Genomic DNA, 21658 nt, shown 5'->3' with positions numbered 1-21658 from the left:
GGAGATCGTCGCGGTTGCGCTGCTCGATCATCGCGGGTACACGTGCACGGGCACGTTGTCGTCCCAGGGCTGCCGGGTCACCATGTCCGCGACATTCACGAATCCGCGCTCGAATTCGCCGGTGGCGGCGTCGACGAGCCGGTATTCCTGGGTCTGCTTGTGGATCGGCTGGGCATCGAGCAGGACGACGCGTACTTCGCCGGGTTCGAAATGGCAACGCTGTTGCATGGCGGCGATGAGCTGCTCGTTGTGCATGTGGCCATCACCGAAGTTCCAGCCGAGGGCGGTACTGCAGATGCGTTCACCGTCGGTGAGGGTGTACTCGTCCTCCTGGCCGGGCGGCATGGCTCGATGTACGAGAGTGAACAGCGCCCGGCCGTGCGTGTTCATGGCACGGAAGGCGTATCCCATGTACATCGGGATCTGCGCACGGTCCTTTCCGTAGAACCGCTCCAGTTGCGCCTGCGGCATGCTGGCGATCGCGACGATCCCGCGCCCGATCTTCGCCGCGGCCGAGGGCTTGATGCACCACATCGTCGTATCCCAATTGCCCGCGTAGTAACGCATCCCGGGCAGGAAGGAAATCTTGCGGGGGAACAGGTTTCCGGCGATCACGATGCCCGCGATGACGACGAACAGCAGCGCCACCGGCGCGGGATTGCGCAGATCGCCGAGACCGAGGTCGGCGTGCGCGACGAACAGCACCAGCACACCGAAGATCATGAAGACGTTCCATTCCAGCGGCACCCCCATCGGAACGGCGGTCAGGATGGTGAGATGGAAGCCGATCATCACGGCCGCGGCCACCGCCGTCAGCACCCCGCCGTGCGAGAAGAACAGCACCAGCGGCACCCCCATCTCGACGGCCGTCCCCCCGTGCGCGAAGATGCGCGACAGCCGACCGGGTCGCAGGTCGTCGGGGAAGTCCTCGAAGAACTTGCGCTTGAGCGACTTTCGCCGAAATACGGGACTATTGGACATCATCGTGGACACCACGAACGGGAAGTGCTTGTTCAACTTCGACGTCGCCGCACCCATCCAGATCACCACGAAAACCACCTTCGCGGCGACGATCACGTCGACGCCGCCGAACAGGAAGGTGACCGCGAGCGTCGCGTAGACCTCGCCACGTGCCGCCAGAAAGATCACCTTGTCGCGCAACCCGAGCACCGCGAGCAGCCCGAGGATCGCCGCGATCTGCCACACCGGCAACAAGCCAACCGCCGTACCCAGCTCCGGTACCGCACCGGTGCCGTCCGATAGCAACGCGACCGAGGTCAGCACGAGTAACGCCGCGTACAGCGCGACATCCACCACCGTACGATCGGTGCCCCTGGTCAGCGGAACCCGCTTCGGCCATGGCGGCAGCCGAATCGTCTTGGGCCGCAACCAATACAGGATCGAGCCGAACGGTGGAAAGAACCGGTTGTTCAGCGGACCGAACCCGCAACCGAGCCCGACCACCTCGAACAGCAGCGTGTACAGCACAATCTTCTGGAAGACGATCGGCTCCGACCACCAGTCGCCGACACTGGTGAATCCGTCGACCCCGGTGGTGGACAGCACAACCAGCCAACCACCGAGCACATAGACACCGATTTTGCCGACATAGAACAGATGCAGCGCGACCGGCGTCCCGAAGCCCACCTCGGCCCAGTGCCTGGCCATCGGACGGATCCGGTCGCTCCGAGTTCCCTTGCTCCACTCCGCCATATCGACCACGGGCAGGTCGGGCTCGAGAAACCCCATCAAGCACACTCCGATTCGACGACACCCGAGGTGCCCAGCCGGATCAGGACCTCGCGGTCCTTCGATACGTTGGCAGCTGGGGCAGGTGGTGTCAATCGGTCATCCGCTGTGCCGGATGGGGTTGCGCGGCTACTCCTTCGAGTAATCCGTGCTCAGCCAGCGTTCCGGACGCATGCGGATGAGGATCGACTTGTCGGTGATCCCCTGCTCCGCGTATGCCGTGCCCTCCGTTTCGCCGAAGTACCGGACCGCGATGGAACGCGCGATCTCCAGGGTGGCGGGCTCGATGGCGGTGACCGAACCCTCCACCGTGACATACCGGTACGGCGGCTGCTCCACCTGCGCGGTGAGCGAGAAGCGCCCCGCGGCGCGAATCAGTTTCTCCTTCACCGACCCGATGTCGGTCCAGATGACCACCTCACCGCCCGGCTCGTAGACGTACCAGATCGGCACCGACAGCGGCGCCCGATCCGCCCGCTCGACAGCGAGCACCCCCACGTGCAAATCGGCCAGGAACGCCTCGCGTTCTGCGCTGGTCATCTTCGGCATCCAACAGTCCTCTCTCGTCGGCGGAACTGTCACCGACAACCATGGGGGGACCCGAAGTATTTCGCTGCCGGATTGCGCGTCAGTCCGATGCCGTCGAGTCGGCGTCCGGCTCATCTCCGTCGGACAGAGCGCGCACGGCCGGTGCCGAACTGTCCGAGAGCAGCCGAAGCCGGGACCCGAGGCCGCGAAGCCGGTAAAACGCGTGCGTAGGTGTGATCGTGTAGTAATTCTCCACTTCGAGGCAGATGGCCAACGCTTCGAGGACGCCGCGGGCATGTTTCGCGGTCAGCCCACCGCCGCGCAGGTCGACCGGCTGTGCTTGCGCGATACCGGCGGCCAGTTCCAGACAGCGGATTTCACTCGTGCTGAGAAACTGCGGAGTTGCCGGGCGGCCCACCGCGGGCCAGTCGTGAATGAACGCCACGGCCACCTGCTCGTCACAGACTTCGACGGGTTCGATGCTGATGTAGGCATCGAGATACCGGCGCCCGATCAAGCCCGCGACATCGAGCAGGTGTATCGCGGCACGTTCGTTGCAGGAGGCGGTGGCGATAGCGCCGTCCTCCAGCATTATTCGCAGCTCTTCGGCGGAGTGGCTGTCGGTCATCGTCGATCTCGTTCGAAGCTGGCATCCGGCTGAGACCACAGGCGCTGGAATGCTTTGGCACCCACAATCTTTCCGGGCGATCCCGCAAGGTTCAACTCGACTTTTCAATCCGGTACCTACGACCCGGAAAAGCTCCGCCACCAGCGCTGACCGTCCGCTCCCCGGCGAGGCGCGATCGGGATGCTCGATTTCGGCCGACCTGGCCCGAGCGCTACCGTCGTTGTCGTGACCGGTGAATCGAGGTTGGCCGACATCTTTGTTCCGGAGCCACAGCGTTGGGGGCTGCGGGGCGATCCGCATGTGTGGCGGGAGCTTCGCGCTCGGCTCGCGCATGTCGCGCCGCCGTCGTCGCCGGACGAGCTGATCACGTTGTTGCACAACACCTTCGAGGACGCCGTTGGCGTGAGTCCGACAGCGGCGGACGCACCCGAGAGCGTTCATCGCCCCGAGTTCGCGCATGGCGGGATGTCGAGTGGAATGGTGTCGCTGGTCAGTTGGCGCAATGAATTGATGCCGGTACTCGAGGGGCGCGCCCGGCATCTGCTCTCGGGTCGCCCCGATACGGCCGCCATCATCTTGGTCCGCGGCGATATCACTGAGCAGTGGGTCGATGCGATCGTCAATGCGGCCAACTCGTCGTTGCTCGGCGGCGGTGGGGTCGATGGCGCCATCCATCGGGCGGGTGGGCCGGAGATCCTGGACGCGTGCCGCGCTCTGCGGGCGTCCCACTACGGCAAGGGACTGCGCACCGGCCAGGCCGTCGCCACCACCGGCGGCCGCCTGCACGCGCGAGCCGTCATCCACACCGTGGGGCCGGTTTGGTCCGCCACCGAGGACCGCTCCGCACTCCTCGCCTCCTGCTACCGCGAAGCACTGCGAGTAGCAGACCAATTGGACGCTCACACGGTGGCATTCCCGGCCATCTCGACCGGCATCTACGGCTGGCCACTCGACGACGGCGCCCGCATTGCGATCGACACCGTGCGGAACACGGAAACCGCAGTGCGCGAGGCACGTTTCGTCCTCTTCGACAACCGCGCCTACGAATCATTCGCTGCCGCACTGCGAACGGGAGAAGCCAACTGACCGACTGGCGGGCCGCCCACGTCGACAAAATGGCCGCCCCATTGGAACGCGTTCAGCAGCCCAAAGTTTCGGCGAGCTCTACGAAGTTGTCGACGGCCAGGTCGCTGGTTGTGTCCTGGGCGCGGTCCGCCTTGCGGTGCGGGCCCTTCTCGGCTGGTCGCTCGAGGAAGGCGGTGCGCAGGCCCGCCTCGCGGGCGCCGTCGATATCCCAGCCGTGTGCCGCGACCATCAGCACCTGGGCAGGATCAACGTCGAGCAGGCGGGCCGCGGTGCGATACACCTGTGGCGCGGGCTTGTAGGTCTGTGCCAATTCGGCTGACAGGATGCAGTCGAAGCGCAGGTCGGCGGCTTTCATCAGGCGGGTCAGCAACGCCATGCCGCCATTGGACAATGCGGCGACGGTGTAGCGGGTGCGCAGGCGGCCAAGACCTTCCGCGGCGTCGGGCCAGGCGGGCAGCACGTGCCAGGCCCGGACCAGCCGTGCGCGCGCCCGATCGTCGATGGCGGCACCGACGCCGTGACGTTCCAGCAGACTGTCGAGGGATTCCCGGTGCAGGGTGTCGAGGTAGGCCCACGGCCGTTCGCCGTCCCGAACACGTTGCATGGCAGGCAGATACATATCGCGCCAGTCATTGGCGAAGACCTCGGCATCGAGATCCACCCCCGCCGAGGCGAAGACGTCGGCCGCTTGCTCGGACACTCCGGTGAACCAATCCACCGTGGTGCCGAAGATGTCACAGACCACCACCTGGATGGCGTCCCGATCGAACCCGGACATCGGCTCTCCCTTCCTCCACCCCTAACCTTGCACATCTCGAATCGCAATGCGACAGCGATGTTCTCGCCGACCTACCAGTCGACAACGCCGAGCTCGTGCAGTTTGCGGAACACCAGCATCGAGCCGGGCGCCACATGGTCCATCGCGGCGTACTCGCTCACGGTGAAATACCGCAGCTCGGCGATCTCACTGGTCGGCTGCGGTTCACCATCCAGTTCCGCGGTGAAGCACGTCATGTGCAGTCGCGTGCCGGACGCGTGACCGTAGGCCTCGGCCAGAAACACGCCGAGCTCGTCGTAGGACACGACACCGACACCGAGCTCCTCGCGCACCTCTCGGTGCAGCGCTCCTACCGGCGTCTCGCCGGGGTCTATCTTCCCGCCCGCCATGTAGAAGACTTCCTTGCCGATCGATCGCGCCTGCAGCAGACGACGATCCCTGACGTGGGCCAACGCGGCTGTGCGAATCACCGGACCACCCTACTTTTCCGGCTCGGGCGAGGGGCAACCGAATATCGCCGACCGTGCGTCACCCAACAGCTCGGGCGGCCGGATCATCCGTACCGGCCCTGCATTTCGCCGGTCAGCGCCACCAAACGCGGTCGCGAAGCACTATCGTGTCGGAGCGAAACTGTTCGATCGGCGAGAAGCATGGGGGAACATACGGTGAACACCACGCAGGGTGGATGGTCGACTCCCCCGCACGACCCAGAGCGCGCCGCCCACAACCGCAAGGTTCTCATCGCCCTCGTGGCGGGCGCGCTGCTCTTCGTTGCCGTGTCGGCGCTCAGCGTCGGGATCGTGGCGCAGGACCTCAGCAAGGACGTCGTCGGCACCGCGACGGCCGCACAGCACACCAGCCAGCTCCCCGGCGCTCCCGGGGGCGTCACCGACAACGGCGCGGTCCGCACGGGCGACCCGGGCGCCCAGGTGGTCGTGCGCGTGGTCGCCGACCTGCAATGCCCCGCATGCCAGGGCTTCGAGCAAGCCAATGCCAAGGTGCTCGAAGACGCCGCGGCGACCGGTGCGGCGATCATCGAATACAACGTCATCTCGTTCCTGGACCGCGCGTCCACCACTCAGTACTCGTCGCGCGCGGGCAATGCCTCGTACTGCGTCGCCGAAGCGGACCCGTCGAAGTATCAGGCCTGGTTCGCCATGATGTTCGACCAGCAGCCCGCCGAAGGAGGCGACGGCCTCACCGACGGCAAGCTGATCGAGATCGCGAACGACGCCGGATACACCGATCCCGCAGTGGCACAGTGCATTACCGACCGTAAGTACGATGGATACCTGCGGGCTAAGACCCAGGAGATCATTGCCAGCGGCATCAGGTCGACCCCGTCGGTGTTCGTCAACGGTCAGCAGGTCGCCGACGCCGAGCAGCTCTTCACCAAGGACGGGCTCGCCCCGCTGATCGCCGCCGCACGGTAGCCGAAGGTGGATTGCGGCTTTGCCGAACACTTTTCGCCGCTATCCGCTAGCTTGCTGGCTATGAAACCACGCTGGGGCGCCACGCTCGCCATCACCGTCCTATCGTTGTCCGGCCTGGTCGCGGGCACGGCCCCGGCCACCGCCAAGCCGCCTGTGGTGTCCTGCAGCTTCACCCCGACCGCGCCGGACAATCCGGCGGCCCGGCCGGTACTGCCCCCGCCGCCGATCGCGCTGGCCGTCGGCACCACCGACGTGACCTTCCAGTTCAACTACGGGCCGGTGACCGTGCGCCTCGACCACGCCGGAGCCGCACCGTGTGCCGCGCAGAACATGGCGAGCCTGGTGTTGCAGCGCTTCTACGATCAGAGCCAGTGCTGGCGACTCACCAACAGTGCCCGGCTGGGCGTGCTGCAGTGCGGCGACATCCACGAGGTGGAGAAGGGCGGCCCGGGCTACCAGTTCCCCGACGAGGTCGACGGCACCGAAACCTACCCGCGCGGCACCGTGGCGATGGGCAACCAGGGCCCCGGCACCAACGGCAGCGAATTCTTCATCGTCCATTCCTTCGCGAACATTCCGCCGAATTACTCGGTGTTCGGCAAGGTCGTGCGCGGAATGGACGTCCTGGACCGCATGGTCGCCGCCGGGATCATCCCGACCGAGCGCGGCCCACTCGACGGCCTGCCCGCCGAGCCGGTCATCATCACCAGCGCCCACCTGGGCTAGCTCGGCCGATCGCCGGTGCTGGGCGACGGGGTTAAGCTCCTCCTCGGATCGTGTGCTCGAACGGAGTAGGGGTAGATGTAGTGCAGCTCGGGGTGAACGAGTCGTTCGCTGAGTACCTCATCGAGGGTGTGCTCGGTCGAGGTGGGATGGGCACCGTGTATCTGGCACAGCATCCCCGTCTGCCCCGTCGGGTCGCCCTCAAGCTGCTCAATCGGGAGGTTTCCGCCGACCTGGAACTGCGGCGGCGGTTCGAGCAGGAGGCCAATGTGGTCGCCCGGTTGGACCATCCGGCCATTGTCGGCATCCATGATCGGGGGACCCACGACGGGCATCTGTGGATCGCCATGCAGTACATCCACGGCTCCGATGCGGCGCGGCTCGATCCGCGTGAGGTGCCGATCGACCGCGCCCTGCGCATCGTCTCCGAAACCGGCGCCGCCCTGGACTACGCCCACAGCCGGGGTGTGCTGCACCGCGACATCAAACCGGCGAACATCTTGCTGGCCGCCCCCGACACCGGTCGCGCGGAACGGGCGGTGCTGACCGATTTCGGGATCGCCCGCCTCCTCGACTCGAACACCCAGCTCACCGTCAGCGGCACGTTCAACGCCACCCTCGCCTACGCCTCCCCCGAACAGCTCTCCGGCGCTTCGGTCGACCACCGCTCCGATCAATACTCGCTTGCCTGCACCCTTTTCACGCTGCTGGCAGGCAGGCCGCCTTACGCCGCGACCAATCCGGGTCAAGTCATCGCCGGGCACATCAGCAAGCCGGTCCCTCGACTCAGCGCCATTCGGCCCGACCTGCCACCCGCGCTCGATGACGTGATCATCCGGGCGATGGCCAAACAGCGCGACGAACGGTTCGGCAACTGCCGTGAGTTCACCTCGGCCGCTTGGGATTCCCGGCATGCCCGACCCGGCGCGGCGCATGTCCGGGTAGCCCCGACAGCGTTGAATCACAATCGCCGGAGTCGCCCGCCGTCGGCACCCGCGGCGGCAGCCGTCGAGCACTCGGCCGCCGCGGCGGCCGAACACGCACCCTCGGCGGCGTCTCAGCACTCACCCTCGGCAGCGCCGCCACACACACCTTCGGCAGCGGGCCAGCACTCACCTTCGGCAGCGCATCAATACACACCCGCGGCAGCGCCTCAACACACATCCGCGGCAGCGCCTCAACACACACCTCCGGCAGCGACCCCGCGCTCATCGTCGGCAGTGCCGCCGCGCACACTGTCGGCAGCGTCCCAGAACTCACCTTCGGCAGCGGACCGTCGCGTAACTCGGGCAGCGCCGCAGCCGTCCTCCGCGTCCCGGCATACACCCCACCCTGATCGACTACCTCGGCCCGGACGCGGAACTGCCACCGCCGCAGGTTTTTTCGCCCTCCTACTCAGCGCCGTGGCGGCATTCGTCGTGGCGTACCCGCGAGCGCACCACGTACGCAACCTCTTCCGCTACATGGACCCGCACGTAGCGCCCTACGCCGCGGCGGCGGTCGCGGCCGCGGTCGCGGCACTCCTACTCGGCGGTGGCGCCCTGCTGCTGTTCGCCCGCAAACGGTTCGGTCGCGTTCTGCTGGTTCTGGGTTGTGCGAGCTATCTGGCGAGCCTGGTGCCCGTCCGCTACCGGTACGACACCCCGAACGGCACCACGGGAGCGGCGATGGCAGTGGGATTGATGCTGGTGTGCCTGATCCTGCTGCTGGTCCTGTCCAAGCCGACGACCCGCTGGCTGCGCACCTAGACCGGCTTCGGCTCCAGCATCGGAACGAGGAACTGCCGGGCCAGCGCGGCCAATTGCGCGTCGTCGTCGAGGTCGACGATGTGACTGGGAATGGCCAGGAACGAGCCGGAGACCCGGACCATCATTTCGGCCACGAGTTCGGCGTCCAACTCCGCCGACACGTGCCCCGCGCGTTGTTCGTGCCGGAGCTGGCCCGCGACGAACTGCCGCACCGCGGCGAGGGTCCGGCCCTCGTCACCGATCATCGACCCGACGAGCAGATCCGGTTCCGCGGTGATCAGCCCGCCGATGAGCGGGTTGCGCCGGATGGCGTGTAGCGAACTGACAAAACCGAGCACCACCCGGTCGGCAGCGGTTCTGGCCTGCTTGATGTCGACGAGGAATTGGTCGAAGTAACGGCGGAACTCGCGCAGGATGACCTGTTGCACCAGTGCGTCTTTCGTCGCGAAGCGCCGGTAGACGGTGATCCGGGAAACCTTGGCCCGGCGGGCCACGTCCTCCATGGTCGAACGCTGGATACCCATCCGGCTGAACTGCTCGTACGCCGAATCGAGGACCCGCGAACGGGTTTCGTCGCTGTCGTCGACCTGTTCGAGAGCGTCGCTGTAGGCCCGTTCGAGCAAGGACTCGGGGCCCGAGCTCGCCATGGGGACCGACGGGGCAAGTTCCACGATCTCCTCCTCGAGATGGTTGATTCTGCCTCGATCACCCAGCCGTTGTCACGGCGGCTCTTGTGATGGCCGACACAGTGTGCTCTCATCGATGTTACACAGCAACAGCACGTGTTTCATTGCATCATTGCGGTGCCGTGAGCCTCGATCAGGGAGCGAACGCATGGACAAACTCAGCAGGCGCAACGCATTCCGGGTAGGCGGGGCGTTGGGCGCATTCGGCGCGCTGGCCGTCGTGGCGCCCGCGCGGGCCGAGCCGTGGACGTGGTCACCACAGGGCTCGGTGGCCGGAAGCGGGCCAGGTGCCGACCCTATGACGGTGTGGGACGCCGAGGCCGATCCGATTGTCGCCGCGCTGCTCGACCGCGGCGAGGTGCCGAGGGTCAACGACCTGTTGCGAACCTGGACCAGGAACGGCCAGCCCCTGCCGCCCGGATTGCCAACGGAGTTGCGGGATTTCATGGAATACGCCCGGCAGCTACCGCCGTGGGCCGATCATGGCAAGCTGGCCACCGCGATCGAGTTCAACGAGAAGCGGGGTCTCTACCTCGGCGTCTTGTACGGACTTGCCAGCGGCATGATGAGCACCGTCATCCCCAGGGAGGCCCGCGCGGTCTACTACTCCAAGGGTGGTGCCAACATGAAGGATCGCATCTCCAAGACCGCGAAACTCGGCTACGACATCGGCACCGCCAACGCCTACGCACCCGATGGCGAAATGATCGTGACCTGCGTCAAGACCCGACTGGTTCATGCGGCGGTGCGCCACCTGCTGCCGCAGTCACCGCACTGGGCACACGCCGCCGAGGAAGACGTTCCGATCAGCCAGAACGACATGATGGTCACCTGGCACAGCCTCCCGACGACGGTCATGCAGAAGCTGACCAGCTGGCGGGTGCCGATCCCCGCCGCGGAGTCGGCGGCCTTCCTGCACACCTGGCAGCTGTGCGCACACCTGCTGGGCATCCGCGACGAGTACATCCCGGCATCGTGGGACGAGGCCAATTCCCAAGCGAAGCAGGTCCTGGATCCGGTGCTCGCGCCGACACCCGAGGGCGTCAAGCTGGCCGACATCCTGCTCAACCTCGGCGCCCAGCTCGACCTGGCCATCCTCAGCAAGCCGATACTCGGCGCGTTCACCCGATTCTTGCTCGGTGACAAGATCGCCGACTCGCTGTACATCGCCCGGGAACCGGTCTGGGATCCGCTGCTCAATGTGAGCTGGGGCCCGTTCATCGCCGTCCGGGAGGGCCTGCTTCCGGTAGTCCCGCTGGCCTCGGAAACCTATTGGCTGTTCGACGAATTCCTCCGCCGCGCGGCTCTGCTCTACCTGTCCGAACTACGGCCGACGATCAGCATCGAGATCCCCCAGTCCAACCGCCCACGCTGAGATCCGACCGCGTCTGTCGCTACGACAGTGGGAGGTCCAATTCGGCCACCTTGACCAGACCCTCGTCGGCTCGCGCCGTTTCCAAGGTGAATCGTGCGGAGCGGCCCGTGATGTGCAGGGCGGCAATCGAGTTCCCGAAGTGCGGACCGCTCATCTTCCGCCAGTGCACCGGGTCGGGTGAGATCCCGCGCCGGGTCGCCAGCCACCGGAGTGCCGACCCGATCCACATCGCCCACGACAGCGTGAACATCGTGCGGAAAATCTTGGGTGGGTCGTTGTGCACCGGGGAGCACACCAGCTGCAGCACTTGGGATTTCGTCGGCTGCGGATAGGCGGCGCGGGCCACGTAACTGTGGTGCACGTCCCCCGACAGCACGCAGATCGTGCTCGGTGCGTCCGGTGCGGTGCCGAGCCGATGGATCAGTCGCGCCAACCGTTCGAACGACGCGCGAAAGGCGGGCCAGTGCTCCAAATCCGCGGCCTGCCTGACCTTCTCGCCGAGCCGCCCGCGCCAGCCGGGCAGACTCGCCGCACGCTCGTTGAGTGACTGGAAGTGGCTCAGCGCGTGCGGCATCAGCCACGGCAGTGATGATCCGATCAGCAGATGGTCGAAGTCGCCCATGGCGTTCTGCTCGATCCAGTCGAACTCGTCGGACCCCACCATGAGTCGCTGACCGTCGAGGATGCGGCCGCTGCGGGTGTCGATCACCAGCAGCCGGATTCGGCCGAAGTCACGGCGATAACTCCACCGGGCGGGTTTTCGGCCGTCGACCTCCTTGTCGGCCTGCTCGGCGAAATCCTCCAGCAGGTCCTGCACGTCCGTACCCGCCTCGGTGATCTTGCGGTAGAGCGGGTTGCGCGACAGCTCGTCCGGGCCGAGGTTGCCGATGTGCTGGTACACCCAGTAGGACGCCAGTCCCGCGCGGATACGCTTGCGCCACCATGGTTTCCGCGCCATCTCCGCACGCCAGGCCCGTGAGGTGTTCCAGTCGTCGCGCACATCGTGGTCGTCGAAGATCATCGACGTCGGCACCGTAGACATCAGCCAGCGAATTTCCGGGTCCGTCCACGACTCGTGATAAAGCTCGGCATACTCGCGGAACGACACGACCTCGTCCTGCGGCTCCGCCCCGCCGCGTCGCCGCGCCAACCATTCCCGCATCCGCGGTGTCGGTTTGTCGGCATAGACCTGATCACCGAGCAGCAGCAACGCATCCGGCCACTCCCGCTCCGGCAGGGACTGCATCCGCAACGCATACGCGTCCAGGGCGTCGGGGCCGACTCGGTCCGGCTCCAGCACGCCAGGCGTGGCCTTGGCCGCCCGGCACGAGCCGAAGATGATCTTCTCGACGATCTGCGTGCGGATCCGGCATTGCGGCAAGCCGGATTCCGGTTCCGGCCAAGCGATCTTGTCGTCGAGCCGGACCTCGTACGGGATCGACGCATCGGGTTCCAGTCCCTCGATGACGACCAGCGCGAAGTGCTGCTCACCCACCTGGAACGTGCGGGTGCGCCTGCCGAGCACGTCCACCTCGCATGCACTGTCAGTTTCCACCCAGACGGTCGCCGAGGTCGCGTCGACGTGCCGCAACACCGGGCCCAGGATCAGCTCCGCCATGGAGCAGACGTTACTTCGTTGGGTGGCAACAAAGTTGGGAACTACCTTGCTTCGGCCATACCGCTGAGCCGGGCCCGTGGTGTGCACGGGCCCGGCTCGGTGCTGCGGTTACTGCTTCTCGGTCACGACCGCGTACAGGTCGTCCCACACTTTTGGCTTGGGCGGTGTGGGGGTGACCGACCGGGGAGCCCTGTTGTTGGCTCCGTCGAATTTCGCGTCGGTCGGCTTGTACGCGGGCTTGCCCTTATCGGTCAGCCACGTCTTGAACAAAGCGTTTGTGCTGCGGCCCGTGACAGCGTTTGCCATGTCGATGAAGTCCGCGACCTTGGCATTGCCGTACTGGTACTTGGTCAGCCATTCCCGCAGCAGCCGGAAGAATACCTCGTCGTTGCCGAGCGCACTGCGGAAGGCCTGGATTGCCAACGCACCTCGCGTGTACAACTCGGCGGGTAGCACATTCGCCGGACCGGGATCGGTCAGCACCACATTCCAATCGATGCGGCGCGAGGTGGCGTAGGCATAGTCGGCGATTTCCGCCGCGGTGCCGGTGCCGTTCTTCTCCGACCACAGATATTCCATGTAGCTGGCGAAGCCTTCGTTCAGCCAGCCGTCCTTCCAGGTAGCCACCGATATCGAGTCGCCGAACCACTGGTGGGCGTTCTCGTGCACCACCACCGAATCATTCTTGCCGCGCTTGAAGAATCCGTCGGTGTAGGTGGGCATCGTCTGGGTCTCCAGCGCGAAGCCACCCATTTTCGCGTCCACGAGACCGCCGGTGGATTCGAACGGATAGGGCGTGAGCACGCCGGCGAGCCAATCCACAATTTCCGGGGTCCGCTCGATGCTCGACTTGGCGTTGGCTCGCACGGTCGGGTTCAGGTCCGTCGCGTAGGCGGTCAGGTTCGGCCGCGCCGGGGTGCCGCTGTTCTGGCCGCCCCGTTCGTATTTGCCGATCGCCAGGAAGCTGGCGTAGGTGATCTGGGGCGACTTGCTGAGCCAGTTGTGCCGCTTCCAGCCCGGAATCTGCTGGGTGACACTGGTTTCCACGCCATTGGACAGTACGTCCATCGCCTCGGGCGCCAGCACCGACACCGCGTAGGTCGCCTTGTCCGTGGGATGGTCGTTGCTCGGATACCACCATTCGGCGGAGAAGGGCTCGTTGGAGATGAGCGCGCCGTTGGCGTTTTCCACCCAGTGCCGTTGGCCCGCGGCGTTCTGTACCCGCGAGGGGATGTCGTTGTACGCGACGACGGTGGTGAACTCCTGGCCGATGGGCAGGTCCGTCGGTGCCGTCACCGCCAGTTTGTCATTACCCAGCGTGTATTTCGCGGGCTTGTTGTCGACCAACACCGACTGGGTCTGCAAGAGGAAATCGAACCCGATCGCCGTTCCGGCCTTCACATCTTGCTTGGATCGCGCCGTGATCGTCGTAGTCCCGGACAACCGCCCCGAGGACGGATCGAACTTCAGATCGATACTGTAATTGGAGACATCGTATGCCGGGCTGCCGATATTCGGAAAATTGGGATCACCGATCCCCGGCACCGAAGCAGCCGAGGCCACACCGGTATTCGAAGCCAGCGCACAGACCACCAGCAATGGAGTAGTACGCACCAAGACAGTATGCAACAGGTGAAAACGCCCCATAATCAACGAACTCCCCAATGTGTCAGGTTCGCACCCTCGGCCAGGACCTTGCGATACCAGAGAATCACATCGGGGTACCCATCTCGACTGGAGATCAACTGGGGACTGCTAAAAGGATGAATTACCTTGGCTCCCATTTCGAAACCGAACCGGGCATCTCTGAGGAGGGGCGCACGTTCCGGAACCCGAACCGACGGGTGCCGACCACGCGTATCTGTCGGTGGGGTCTGGCAGGGTGGCCCTGGTGAGCGAGCGCCGAGGGACGCGCCTGTTCGGATGAGCGTGCGCTGGGCAGGACAACGTGCCCGCTGGTCGTTCGGGCGATCACGGGGGAAGGTGGAGGTGGATTATGACTCCGACGGTGGAGACGACGGATGCGGCGGAGATCCGGGGAGTGATCGACAAGTGGGTGGCCGCGTTCCGTAACCGGGATGTGGCGGCGGCCATGGCGATTCACGCCGTGGATACGGTGTCGTTCGACATTGTTCCGCCGCTGCGGTACGTGGGCACGGACGACTATCGGAAGCCTTGGGAGGAGACGTTCGAGAATTTCACCGGGCCCATCGAGTTCGAGGTGCGCGACCTGGACATCACCATCGGCGGCGACGTCGCCTTCAGTCGCAGTCTCAATCGGATGACGGGCACGATGGCCGACGGCCAGCCGACCGATTTCTGGTTCCGCTGGACAGCCTGTTTCCAGAAGCGCGACGGCCGATGGCTCATCGTGCACGACCACACCTCGGTACCGACCGACTTCACCGATGGCACGGCAGTACTGGATTTGACGCCGTAGTCCCGAATCGCCACATGCCATGACGCGCCGAGCCGACCGAAACAGCGGGGCGGTTCGGCGCGATTGGCAAGGTATGGGTACCGACCTCACTTGCGGTGAGCGACAGCAAGCCGTGCGGCGGCTGGTCGCCCTGTGCCATGTGCTGAATCAGCTCGTCGAACTGGCGGAAGCGGGGTCGTCGGAACTGTTGATCGCCCAGGCACATAGGAGCCGCCGACTACTCCAGGACCTCGTCCTCGATTTGGTCGCGAACAGCAACACGAGCTCCTGACGGACCGCCACGCCGATATTGCTTCGGCGTGCCGTCAATCCAGAGGGGGGACCAAGCCGAACTTAGATGTGTAGGCATCGTCGTTTCGGAATGAGGTCACCATGGGCACACATCGACTCGGAGCTTTGGTCCGCACTCGGCAGGCGGCGGTTGTCGGCGCATTTCCCTACCCGGCAGCGATGACCAGCCGTCGCCGGGCATGTCACTTCACCAACGCGTCCCGCCAGCACCAGGTGTCGGTGTACTGATGCAACGCGCTCAGCTTGCCGTCGGAAACCCGCCAGACATGGGCGAACTCGGCCGACACCGGCTTGCCGGTCGACCGGGCCGTGCCGCGGTAATGCCCGGTGACGATCACGGCACCGTCCTGCGCGTCGTACCAGGTCTCGGCGAACGGCGCGATCTCGAAGTCACGGAACACCGGCTGCCACACACCGGCCAGCGCGGCCTCGGCACTCTCCGGCGCCACGTCGGTGACGGCGGGCATGCCGGGCGCGATGCGGGCCGTGAAGCCCGGCCGCAGCGCGTCGAGTATCGCGGCGGCGTCGCCGGATCGGGTGGCCAGATAGAACTTTTCCACTGCATCTCTATTGCTCATGACCCGATATTAGAGTGATCATTCTAAATCGACCAGAGAGGGCAGCGGTGATCCAGCGCACAACTGCGACACCCGCGTCGAGATCGATTGCGTGGCAGCTCATGACCGCCGCGGCAACCGCGGGATTCGCGCGGCGTTTGCGGTGTCGGCGATGACACTGTGCGGCTATCATTTAGTTAATCGTTCGGTGTACCGGGGGTCGGGTGGTAGCCGAGAGCGGCTCGGCGAGTCAGGACAAGGCAGGGGTTGAGTGGCCACGATCGCGCAACTGAGGGCAATTCTGGCGGTACTGCACATTGACCCCGGCGACATCGATGCCCTCGCACCCAATGACGCCGACCCCGCGGTCGAACGCGCCAAGCTGGCGGCGTTGCTGCAGCGCGTCTTCAGCAGCGAACTACGTAGCGCAGTGACCAACGCGCCGGATCAGAACGAACTGGCCAAGCGCTGGACGGCGGCGAGTACCCAACCGGCGCTGGACGGCGAAAACGCCACCGAACAGGCCCATTTCGACGCGCACTGGCTACACAACCGGATCGACGCGCTGGCCCCGCGCCACCCCTCCGACCAAGCTCCGGTGCTGCTCGACGCCGCTGCCCGCGCCGCCGAGGCCGCCCAGGTGCTGCTGTCGCTGAGCAGCGGCAACCCGCACGGCGACGGCACCGAATCGCTCTGGCGGACAGCGCTCGATGATCTGGCGTCCGCCTTTCACCTGATCAACGACGAACACAACTCGATCACCCAGCCGATCCAGTGAACCCGGGTCAGCTCCGGCCGACCTTGCTGTGGTTGAGCCGGAACTTGAACAGAGCCACCAACCCGCCGGCCACGCCCACACCGATCAGGATCAGGCACGGCTTGATGATGTCGCCGAACCCGGCGCCGTGCAGGATGACGTCCTGATATCCCTTCAGCGCCCAGTACTGCGGGGTGTACGGCGACAACGCGCGCGCCCAGGCGGGCAGCGTGTCGCGCGGGGTGATCGTGCCCGCGAGCCCGCCGATGGCCAGCGAACCCACCTGCGCCATGATCGCGAGCTGATCGATGGTGCGGCACAACGACACAAGGGCGATACCGAACCCCCAGGTCGCGACTGCGAGCGAGGCCGTCAACGGGACGAGCAGCCAGTTCGATCCCTTGCTGTGCAGGTCCCACAAGGTGAAGGCGACCAGCCACAGAAAAGTCAGTTGAAAGACCGAGAACAGCACCGACGGGAACGACTTCCCGATGATGATCTCCACGGCGCGCACCGGGGCCGCCCGCAACCGATCCCAGGTTCCCCACTCGTGTTCCCGGAAGAACGACGCACCGAGCAGTGTCGTGATGAAGAACGCGAACAGCACGATCGTGCCCGGACCCGACTGTTCGATGCCGGTGGCATCGAAGTATCCGGTCAGCCGCAACTGCGCCCGGTTCGCCGGGGTCAGGAACGCCATCATACCGATGGGCAGCACCATCATCACGATGAGCTGGGCCGGATCGGAGCGAATGCGGCGTAGATCCGCCCAGGACAGCGCGCGCACCCGATCGACGGCAGAGTCATGCAACAGCATCTCGGATCCCTTCCACGGGCTGGTCGACCGCGTCGTGCGCCGCGCGCATGATCGCCAAATACGCGTTCTCCAGGTTGGGGTGCTGGATCTCCGCTGCCAGCAGCTGATCGGTATCGGTATCCAACGTGGCGAACAATTGCGCCAGCAGTTGTCCCGGTGAGTTGGTCGGGATGTTCAACCGCTTCGACTCCAGCACCGCGGCGCCGGGTGCGGCGAGGAATCCGCCGAGGCTCGCGGGAATGGCTGCCGAGAACTCCAGGCTCACCGCGGCCTGCGCGTATTGCTCCACCAGGTCCGAGGCACTGCCCTGGGCCAAGATCCGGCCTTGGTGCAACACGACGACGCGGGCGTCGAGCACTTCGAGTTCGGGCAGATAGTGCGTCGCGTACACCACGGCGGCGCCCTGGTCGGCCAGGTTGCGTACCTCGGCGAGCAGGTCCTGCCGGGCCGAGACGTCGGCGCCGACCGTCGGCTCGTCGAGCCAGAGCACGTCCGGCTCGTGCAGCAACGCCATCGCGGTGTGCAGCCGACGCTGCTGACCGCCGGAGAGCTGGTGTGCCTTCGTCTTCAGGAACGGCGTCACACCCAAGCGCTCGCCGACCTCGGCGATGCGCGTGGTCAGATCCCTACGCCCGACGCCCATCAGTCTGCCGAAGAAGATCAGATTCTCTTCCGCGGTCAACGTGGGGTACACGCCGAGTTCCTGCGGTGCGAGGCCCAGCTTGCGCCGGGCCTGGCGTGGGTTGCTCCGAATGTCGATGCCGTCGATGCGCACCGTGCCGGAGTCGGCGGCGGTCAGACCGGAGACGATGGACGCCGTCGTGGTCTTTCCGGCGCCGTTGGGACCGAGCAACCCGACGATCTCGCCCGATCGCACGGTCAGGTCGATCCCGGTGAGGACCTGCTTCTTACCGTAGGACTTGTTCAGACCGGAGATCTCCAGCATCGCGCACCTCCTCGCTCGATATTGGCCACGGTGCGCCCCATCCGGCGGCGCCGAGCACCGAAACTTCCCCGGCGACAACATCTTCGGCGGAGAAGGCGTTGACGATGTCGGCGGCGACCGGCGCGATGGGGTTGCTCACGGCACGTCCGCCCGGGGTGTTGGTCAGGTCGGTCCACAGTCGCGGTGGCCGCACCACCACGACGTTCCAGGGATGGTGGCGCGCAACGTATTCCGCGAGCCCTTCGACGGCCGCCTTGGCCGCCGCGTAGTGCGGCCACCAGCGCGGCGGCGCGAGCACCGCCTCCGAGGAGATCATCACCACCGTCGCGCCCTTGCGCAGCCTGGGCACGCACACCGACAGCGGCGCGAACACCAGCCGCGTGCTCGCCGCCATGAACTGTGCGGCCGTTTCGACCGCGTCCGGTGCCAGCGGCAGCGTCGGAATCGCCGGTGCGGCAAGCAGAACCACGCCATCGAGCGGCCCTTCGGGCAGTGCCGCACCCAAGGCCCAGCCGTCGCTGGCATCGGCGAGGACCGGCCACAACCGATCCCGATAGGCGTGCGAAGCCGCGGCGAGGACCTCGGGTGCCCGAGTGCAGCTCACCAGCACGCGCGCACCCTGGCTGGCCAGCCCGAGCGATACCGCCGCGCCCAGGCCACGGCTGCCGCCGACGACGAGGATGGTGCGTCCGGCCAGCGCCTCCGACGGCGGCAACACCGCCGCCAGTTCCGCGGGATCCGGGCCGGGCACCGACTCCCTGATCAAACTCTGCACCGTGACATCGGCACTCGCGCCGCAGCGCATGCCCGCCCGCAAGGTGACGAGGCCGGAGCGCCGGTCCACCTCGGGTTCGGCGGTCTCGAATTCGACCGCGCCGGAACCGGACCCGTGCAGGACGACGGTGCAGGCGACGAGCAAGGCATCCCGGCCTGGCGTGCACATCCCCGTCCAGTAGCTGGCCCAACCGAGCACAGCGGCAACATGTTCGGGGACGCGGCCGCCGATGACGCGGGACACCAGACCCGCGATCAGCGGATAGTCCACCGAGAAGGAGCCGCGCTCGGGACCGGGCGCCCGCTCGGAATCGCCTGCCAGATCGGCCAAGTCGAGCACCCGCGGGGTATCGCGGCGCGGTTGGTCCTCGGCCGCCGGACCGCACCACGGCAGCACCGAGCCGAGGCGGCACCGGATGCCGACCACCTCGATACCGCCGAAGCTCACCCGGCCGCGGGCCTCGCTTTCCGACACCGTCCAGTCGACCTCGTAGCGCCTGCCCGGAATCGTGGGCTGCCGGAAGGTCGCCCGGATATCGCGCACCGCCATCGGGTCGGTCGTCTCGGCCAGCGCGGCCAAGGCGAGGGTCACCACCAGCGCGCCGTGCGCGACCGGCCGACCGTACGGGGAGCGGTGACCGAAGTCGTTGTCCACGTGCAGCGGATTGCGATCGCCGACCGCGGCGGCATAGGTCGCCACGTCGGTATCGGTGACCCGGAAAACCCTGGTGTTCATGACACCCGCTCCTGCCGTGCGGCCGCAACCGCGGCGGCGATGTCGGCCAGCGACGGTTCCGAGGTGAGCGTGCTCTCCGGAAGTTCCACCGCGAAGGCGCGTTCCACCGCGTAGACCAGCCGTACCTGGGCGAGGGAATCCCAGGTGTCCATGTCCGCGCGGATCGTGTCGGGGCCGTGCGCGGCCGGTTCGCCGACCACCTCGGCGAACAGCTCGAGCAGCTGCTCCATCACATCAGTAGCCATGTTGCATCTGCGCCTCTCGCACATGCGGGCTGCGCGCGGGTGCGCCGCCCGACAGGTCGTATCCGAATACCGACCCCTGTTCCGACTCCGCTTCGAGAACGAAGCCGTGCCCGGGGTACAGGTCGCGCACCAGCGCGTTGCGGGCAGTCGGCAGATACCGGCCCACCAATCGCGAACTTCCCTGTGCCAGCGCCCATTCGGCGGCGGCCGCCAGCAGATTGTCTTCCGCGTTCCGGCCGATGACCCGGCAGCTGAGCAGCAACGTGTCGATCTCGACGGCCCCGCCGGCATCGCCTACCGCCTCGGCGAGCAGCACGCCGACGATGCCGTGGTCGGCGAAGCGGTCCCGCAGGCGCAGGGTGGCCGCGAACCACCGCGGGTCTTCGGCCATCTTCCTGACCTGGGTCTGGGTGTGCCTGCGGGTGGTCAGATTGAACTGGTTGGTCTTGGCGATCAACTGCGCGGCCCGATCGAGCGTGGTGCTGTTGATCGGCTCAATGGTGGCCACCATCTCCAAGCCGGCCAGGAACTCGTCGAGGTTGTCGGTCGCGGTCCGCGCCGCGGCGGCGAGCGCTTGGTAGGAGCGTTGCCTGGTGAAGTCCTCGCTGGACAGCGATCCCGGATGCAGCCAGGGCAGTGCGGCCAGTTCGGTGGCGAACTTCGCCGGTGCGGCGGGCAGGCACAGCGTGCGCACCGCCGGGTGCGCGGCGGCCACCTGGGCGCATTCGGCCGGGTTGTCGTCCACGAAGACGAAGCTGGCCGGGCCGAGCCGAATCTTCTCCGAAATCTCCTGGAGTTGTTCGGATTTCGGCCGCCAGTCGGCGACGATATGGGTGAAGTCCTCGACCCGCAGCACCATGCCCGGCGCCTCCGCGATGGCTCGCAGCGCGAGGTCGCGATCGTTCTTGCTGGCCACGGCGAGCAGCACGCCGCGCTCGGTGAGGGCGCGCAGGTAACGCTGGAAGTCGGCGAATGCCTCGCCGTCGGGGCCGGTGCCGACCCGGATGCCGTCGATGCCGTCATCGCCGAGGATGCCGCCCCACAGGGTGCCGTCCAGGTCGACGACCACGCAGCGCGCGGAACGGCCCCGGTCGGCGGCGACCGTGTCGGCGATCGCCGCGGCGAGCCACGGCAGACTGTCCGGCGCGTACGGCTGGCGCACCCGGTACCAGCTGCGCGGGTCCTCCCACTGGCGCAAACCGACCTGGGCCGCGAGCTGTTCGACGTCGACGAACAGCACTCGTCCCGCCGCGTGTTCGGCCAGGCGGGCGTTGATCTCGCGCACTCGGTACGACAGCGATTGCGGCGCGCGCCAAGCCGCCGGGCCATAGGCGTCCACGGCGGGCGGCGCGAAACCGAGCTGGACGACACGTACGCCGGAGCGGGCCGCCGCGTCCCACAGCCCGACCCAGCGGTTGACGGTTTCGTCCACCGTGCCGGTGACGTCGTGATGGGTACCGGCCAGCACCACGTAATCGCCTTCCCGGAACGGTGTTTGTGGCGCGAGGAGCACCTGCTCGACCTGCCCGAACGGGAAGTCCAGCAGTTCCGGCGTCAGCCCGGCGCGGGCACCCGCCAGCGGCAGCAGCTCGGCGAGGAAGTCGGTGGTGTAGGTGGCCAGTAGCGCCATCCGCACCTCGATTCCGGGCGTGCCCGGTTCGCGCGCCAGCGCTTTCGCACGCTGGGTCCACGCCACGTAGCCGTCGGCGGGGGAAAGCTCTACTGCCACATCGGTTGCCATGG

21 protein-coding genes are annotated in these 21658 nt (G+C 66.5%); 7 read left to right on the top strand and 14 right to left on the bottom strand.

The features are described from left to right. Nucleotides 1–27: 27 nt before the first annotated feature. From ACFK0J_RS18190 to ACFK0J_RS18180, 3 genes are all read right to left on the bottom strand, one after another. Nucleotides 28–1749, bottom strand: a complete 1722-nt coding sequence (locus ACFK0J_RS18190) for a DUF3556 domain-containing protein (protein WP_378741803.1) — start codon at nucleotides 1747–1749, stop codon at nucleotides 28–30. A 129-nt stretch (nucleotides 1750–1878) separates the two neighbouring features. Beyond that, nucleotides 1879–2298 carry a pyridoxamine 5'-phosphate oxidase family protein gene (locus ACFK0J_RS18185; RefSeq protein ID WP_378741800.1) on the bottom strand — a complete coding sequence of 140 codons (420 nt, stop codon included), beginning with the start codon at nucleotides 2296–2298 and terminating at the stop codon, nucleotides 1879–1881. 79 nt (nucleotides 2299–2377) lie between these two features. Next, nucleotides 2378–2905, bottom strand: a complete 528-nt coding sequence (locus ACFK0J_RS18180) for a hypothetical protein (RefSeq protein ID WP_378741797.1) — start codon at nucleotides 2903–2905, stop codon at nucleotides 2378–2380. Between the two features lie 510 nt (nucleotides 2906–3415). Between ACFK0J_RS18180 and ACFK0J_RS18175 the strand changes: the two genes are divergently transcribed. Continuing rightward, a complete protein-coding gene (locus tag ACFK0J_RS18175) occupies nucleotides 3416–3991 on the top strand; it encodes an O-acetyl-ADP-ribose deacetylase (RefSeq protein ID WP_378742891.1) in 576 nt (191 codons plus the stop codon). A gap of 52 nt (nucleotides 3992–4043) precedes the next feature. On the opposite strand, the gene ACFK0J_RS18170 is transcribed toward ACFK0J_RS18175, so the two are convergent. Both ACFK0J_RS18170 and ACFK0J_RS18165 read right to left on the bottom strand, forming a co-directional pair. Continuing rightward, nucleotides 4044–4769, bottom strand: coding sequence for a haloacid dehalogenase type II (locus ACFK0J_RS18170; protein ID WP_378741795.1), 726 nt, complete (start codon nucleotides 4767–4769; stop codon nucleotides 4044–4046). Between the two features lie 71 nt (nucleotides 4770–4840). Further along, the gene (locus ACFK0J_RS18165) at nucleotides 4841–5239 is read right to left on the bottom strand and encodes an NUDIX domain-containing protein (protein ID WP_218477641.1); all 399 of its coding nucleotides are present in this window, start codon (nucleotides 5237–5239) and stop codon (nucleotides 4841–4843) included. Nucleotides 5240–5434: 195 nt separating this feature from the next. Here ACFK0J_RS18165 and ACFK0J_RS18160 point away from each other — a divergent pair, with 195 nt between their 5' ends. The 3 genes from ACFK0J_RS18160 to ACFK0J_RS18150 all read left to right on the top strand — a co-directional run bounded on the left by ACFK0J_RS18160 (nucleotide 5435) and on the right by ACFK0J_RS18150 (nucleotide 8673). Further along, nucleotides 5435–6202 (top strand): DsbA family protein, encoded by a 768-nt coding sequence (locus tag ACFK0J_RS18160; protein ID WP_378741792.1) that lies wholly within the window; start codon nucleotides 5435–5437, stop codon nucleotides 6200–6202. Nucleotides 6203–6262: 60 nt separating this feature from the next. Then, on the top strand, nucleotides 6263–6928 hold the full coding sequence (locus ACFK0J_RS18155) for a peptidylprolyl isomerase (RefSeq protein WP_378741790.1): 666 nt from the start codon (nucleotides 6263–6265) through the stop codon (nucleotides 6926–6928). Nucleotides 6929–7020: 92 nt separating this feature from the next. Then, entirely contained in the window at nucleotides 7021–8673 is a 1653-nt protein-coding gene (locus ACFK0J_RS18150) for a protein kinase (protein WP_378741787.1), read from the top strand. On the opposite strand, the gene ACFK0J_RS18145 is transcribed toward ACFK0J_RS18150, so the two are convergent. Beyond that, nucleotides 8670–9320 (bottom strand): TetR/AcrR family transcriptional regulator, encoded by a 651-nt coding sequence (locus tag ACFK0J_RS18145; protein WP_378742889.1) that lies wholly within the window; start codon nucleotides 9318–9320, stop codon nucleotides 8670–8672. The two genes, ACFK0J_RS18150 and ACFK0J_RS18145, sit on opposite strands and share 4 nt — an antisense overlap. A gap of 187 nt (nucleotides 9321–9507) precedes the next feature. Here ACFK0J_RS18145 and ACFK0J_RS18140 point away from each other — a divergent pair, with 187 nt between their 5' ends. Continuing rightward, on the top strand, nucleotides 9508–10734 hold the full coding sequence (locus ACFK0J_RS18140) for an oxygenase MpaB family protein (RefSeq protein ID WP_378741785.1): 1227 nt from the start codon (nucleotides 9508–9510) through the stop codon (nucleotides 10732–10734). A gap of 19 nt (nucleotides 10735–10753) precedes the next feature. On the opposite strand, the gene ACFK0J_RS18135 is transcribed toward ACFK0J_RS18140, so the two are convergent. Together ACFK0J_RS18135 and ACFK0J_RS18130 are read right to left on the bottom strand one after the other, a co-directional pair. Then, the gene (locus tag ACFK0J_RS18135) at nucleotides 10754–12352 is read right to left on the bottom strand and encodes an alkaline phosphatase D family protein (RefSeq protein ID WP_378741783.1); all 1599 of its coding nucleotides are present in this window, start codon (nucleotides 12350–12352) and stop codon (nucleotides 10754–10756) included. A gap of 108 nt (nucleotides 12353–12460) precedes the next feature. Next, nucleotides 12461–13966 (bottom strand): M1 family metallopeptidase, encoded by a 1506-nt coding sequence (locus ACFK0J_RS18130; RefSeq protein ID WP_378741780.1) that lies wholly within the window; start codon nucleotides 13964–13966, stop codon nucleotides 12461–12463. Nucleotides 13967–14348: 382 nt separating this feature from the next. On the opposite strand from ACFK0J_RS18130, the gene ACFK0J_RS18125 reads away from it, so the two are divergent. Next, a complete protein-coding gene (locus ACFK0J_RS18125; protein WP_378741778.1) occupies nucleotides 14349–14792 on the top strand; it encodes a YybH family protein in 444 nt (147 codons plus the stop codon). Nucleotides 14793–15265: 473 nt separating this feature from the next. On the opposite strand, the gene ACFK0J_RS18120 is transcribed toward ACFK0J_RS18125, so the two are convergent. Then, a complete protein-coding gene (locus tag ACFK0J_RS18120; RefSeq protein WP_378741776.1) occupies nucleotides 15266–15661 on the bottom strand; it encodes a nuclear transport factor 2 family protein in 396 nt (131 codons plus the stop codon). Between the two features lie 250 nt (nucleotides 15662–15911). Between ACFK0J_RS18120 and ACFK0J_RS18115 the strand changes: the two genes are divergently transcribed. After that, complete coding sequence (locus ACFK0J_RS18115; RefSeq protein ID WP_378741774.1) at nucleotides 15912–16418, top strand: hypothetical protein; 507 nt, start codon at nucleotides 15912–15914, stop codon at nucleotides 16416–16418. Nucleotides 16419–16425: 7 nt separating this feature from the next. Here ACFK0J_RS18115 and ACFK0J_RS18110 read toward each other — a convergent pair whose 3' ends face one another. From ACFK0J_RS18110 to ACFK0J_RS18090, 5 genes are read right to left on the bottom strand one after another with little or no spacing between them, the layout of a single operon-like run. Continuing rightward, nucleotides 16426–17214 carry an ABC transporter permease gene (locus tag ACFK0J_RS18110; protein ID WP_378741772.1) on the bottom strand — a complete coding sequence of 263 codons (789 nt, stop codon included), beginning with the start codon at nucleotides 17212–17214 and terminating at the stop codon, nucleotides 16426–16428. Continuing rightward, nucleotides 17201–18160, bottom strand: a complete 960-nt coding sequence (locus ACFK0J_RS18105) for an ABC transporter ATP-binding protein (RefSeq protein ID WP_378741770.1) — start codon at nucleotides 18158–18160, stop codon at nucleotides 17201–17203. Before ACFK0J_RS18105 ends, ACFK0J_RS18110 begins: the two co-directional genes overlap by 14 nt. Then, nucleotides 18123–19670 carry an SDR family NAD(P)-dependent oxidoreductase gene (locus ACFK0J_RS18100; protein WP_378741768.1) on the bottom strand — a complete coding sequence of 516 codons (1548 nt, stop codon included), beginning with the start codon at nucleotides 19668–19670 and terminating at the stop codon, nucleotides 18123–18125. Before ACFK0J_RS18100 ends, ACFK0J_RS18105 begins: the two co-directional genes overlap by 38 nt. Beyond that, nucleotides 19667–19915: an acyl carrier protein gene (locus ACFK0J_RS18095; RefSeq protein WP_378741766.1), complete on the bottom strand. Its 249-nt coding sequence runs from the start codon at nucleotides 19913–19915 to the stop codon at nucleotides 19667–19669. Before ACFK0J_RS18095 ends, ACFK0J_RS18100 begins: the two co-directional genes overlap by 4 nt. After that, nucleotides 19905–21656 (bottom strand): HAD-IIIC family phosphatase, encoded by a 1752-nt coding sequence (locus tag ACFK0J_RS18090; RefSeq protein WP_378741764.1) that lies wholly within the window; start codon nucleotides 21654–21656, stop codon nucleotides 19905–19907. The genes ACFK0J_RS18095 and ACFK0J_RS18090 overlap by 11 nt, the downstream gene beginning before the upstream one ends. Nucleotides 21657–21658 lie beyond the last annotated feature (2 nt).

The organism is Nocardia brasiliensis (assembly GCF_042691675.1).
GTDB classification, from domain to species: domain Bacteria; phylum Actinomycetota; class Actinomycetes; order Mycobacteriales; family Mycobacteriaceae; genus Nocardia; species Nocardia brasiliensis_D.
The sequence above is the reverse complement of the archived record's forward strand: the minus strand, read 5'-3'. Positions and strand labels throughout refer to the sequence as shown.

Excerpts from the sequence above, each read along its gene's own strand:
- ACFK0J_RS18145 (WP_378742889.1), bottom strand. The coding sequence starts at position 9,320 with ATGGCGAGCTCGGGCCCCGAGTCCTTGCTCGAACGGGCCTACAGCGAC.
- ACFK0J_RS18170 (WP_378741795.1), bottom strand. The coding sequence starts at position 4,769 with ATGTCCGGGTTCGATCGGGACGCCATCCAGGTGGTGGTCTGTGACATC.
- ACFK0J_RS18125 (WP_378741778.1), top strand. The coding sequence starts at position 14,349 with ATGACTCCGACGGTGGAGACGACGGATGCGGCGGAGATCCGGGGAGTG.
- ACFK0J_RS18155 (WP_378741790.1), top strand. The coding sequence starts at position 6,263 with ATGAAACCACGCTGGGGCGCCACGCTCGCCATCACCGTCCTATCGTTG.
- ACFK0J_RS18175 (WP_378742891.1), top strand. The coding sequence starts at position 3,416 with ATGCCGGTACTCGAGGGGCGCGCCCGGCATCTGCTCTCGGGTCGCCCC.
- ACFK0J_RS18190 (WP_378741803.1), bottom strand. The coding sequence starts at position 1,749 with ATGGGGTTTCTCGAGCCCGACCTGCCCGTGGTCGATATGGCGGAGTGG.
- ACFK0J_RS18105 (WP_378741770.1), bottom strand. The coding sequence starts at position 18,160 with ATGCTGGAGATCTCCGGTCTGAACAAGTCCTACGGTAAGAAGCAGGTC.
- ACFK0J_RS18110 (WP_378741772.1), bottom strand. The coding sequence starts at position 17,214 with ATGCTGTTGCATGACTCTGCCGTCGATCGGGTGCGCGCGCTGTCCTGG.
- ACFK0J_RS18135 (WP_378741783.1), bottom strand. The coding sequence starts at position 12,352 with ATGGCGGAGCTGATCCTGGGCCCGGTGTTGCGGCACGTCGACGCGACC.
- ACFK0J_RS18140 (WP_378741785.1), top strand. The coding sequence starts at position 9,508 with ATGGACAAACTCAGCAGGCGCAACGCATTCCGGGTAGGCGGGGCGTTG.
- ACFK0J_RS18185 (WP_378741800.1), bottom strand. The coding sequence starts at position 2,298 with ATGCCGAAGATGACCAGCGCAGAACGCGAGGCGTTCCTGGCCGATTTG.
- ACFK0J_RS18090 (WP_378741764.1), bottom strand. The coding sequence starts at position 21,656 with ATGGCAACCGATGTGGCAGTAGAGCTTTCCCCCGCCGACGGCTACGTG.
- ACFK0J_RS18095 (WP_378741766.1), bottom strand. The coding sequence starts at position 19,915 with ATGGCTACTGATGTGATGGAGCAGCTGCTCGAGCTGTTCGCCGAGGTG.
- ACFK0J_RS18100 (WP_378741768.1), bottom strand. The coding sequence starts at position 19,670 with ATGAACACCAGGGTTTTCCGGGTCACCGATACCGACGTGGCGACCTAT.
- ACFK0J_RS18120 (WP_378741776.1), bottom strand. The coding sequence starts at position 15,661 with ATGAGCAATAGAGATGCAGTGGAAAAGTTCTATCTGGCCACCCGATCC.
- ACFK0J_RS18180 (WP_378741797.1), bottom strand. The coding sequence starts at position 2,905 with ATGACCGACAGCCACTCCGCCGAAGAGCTGCGAATAATGCTGGAGGAC.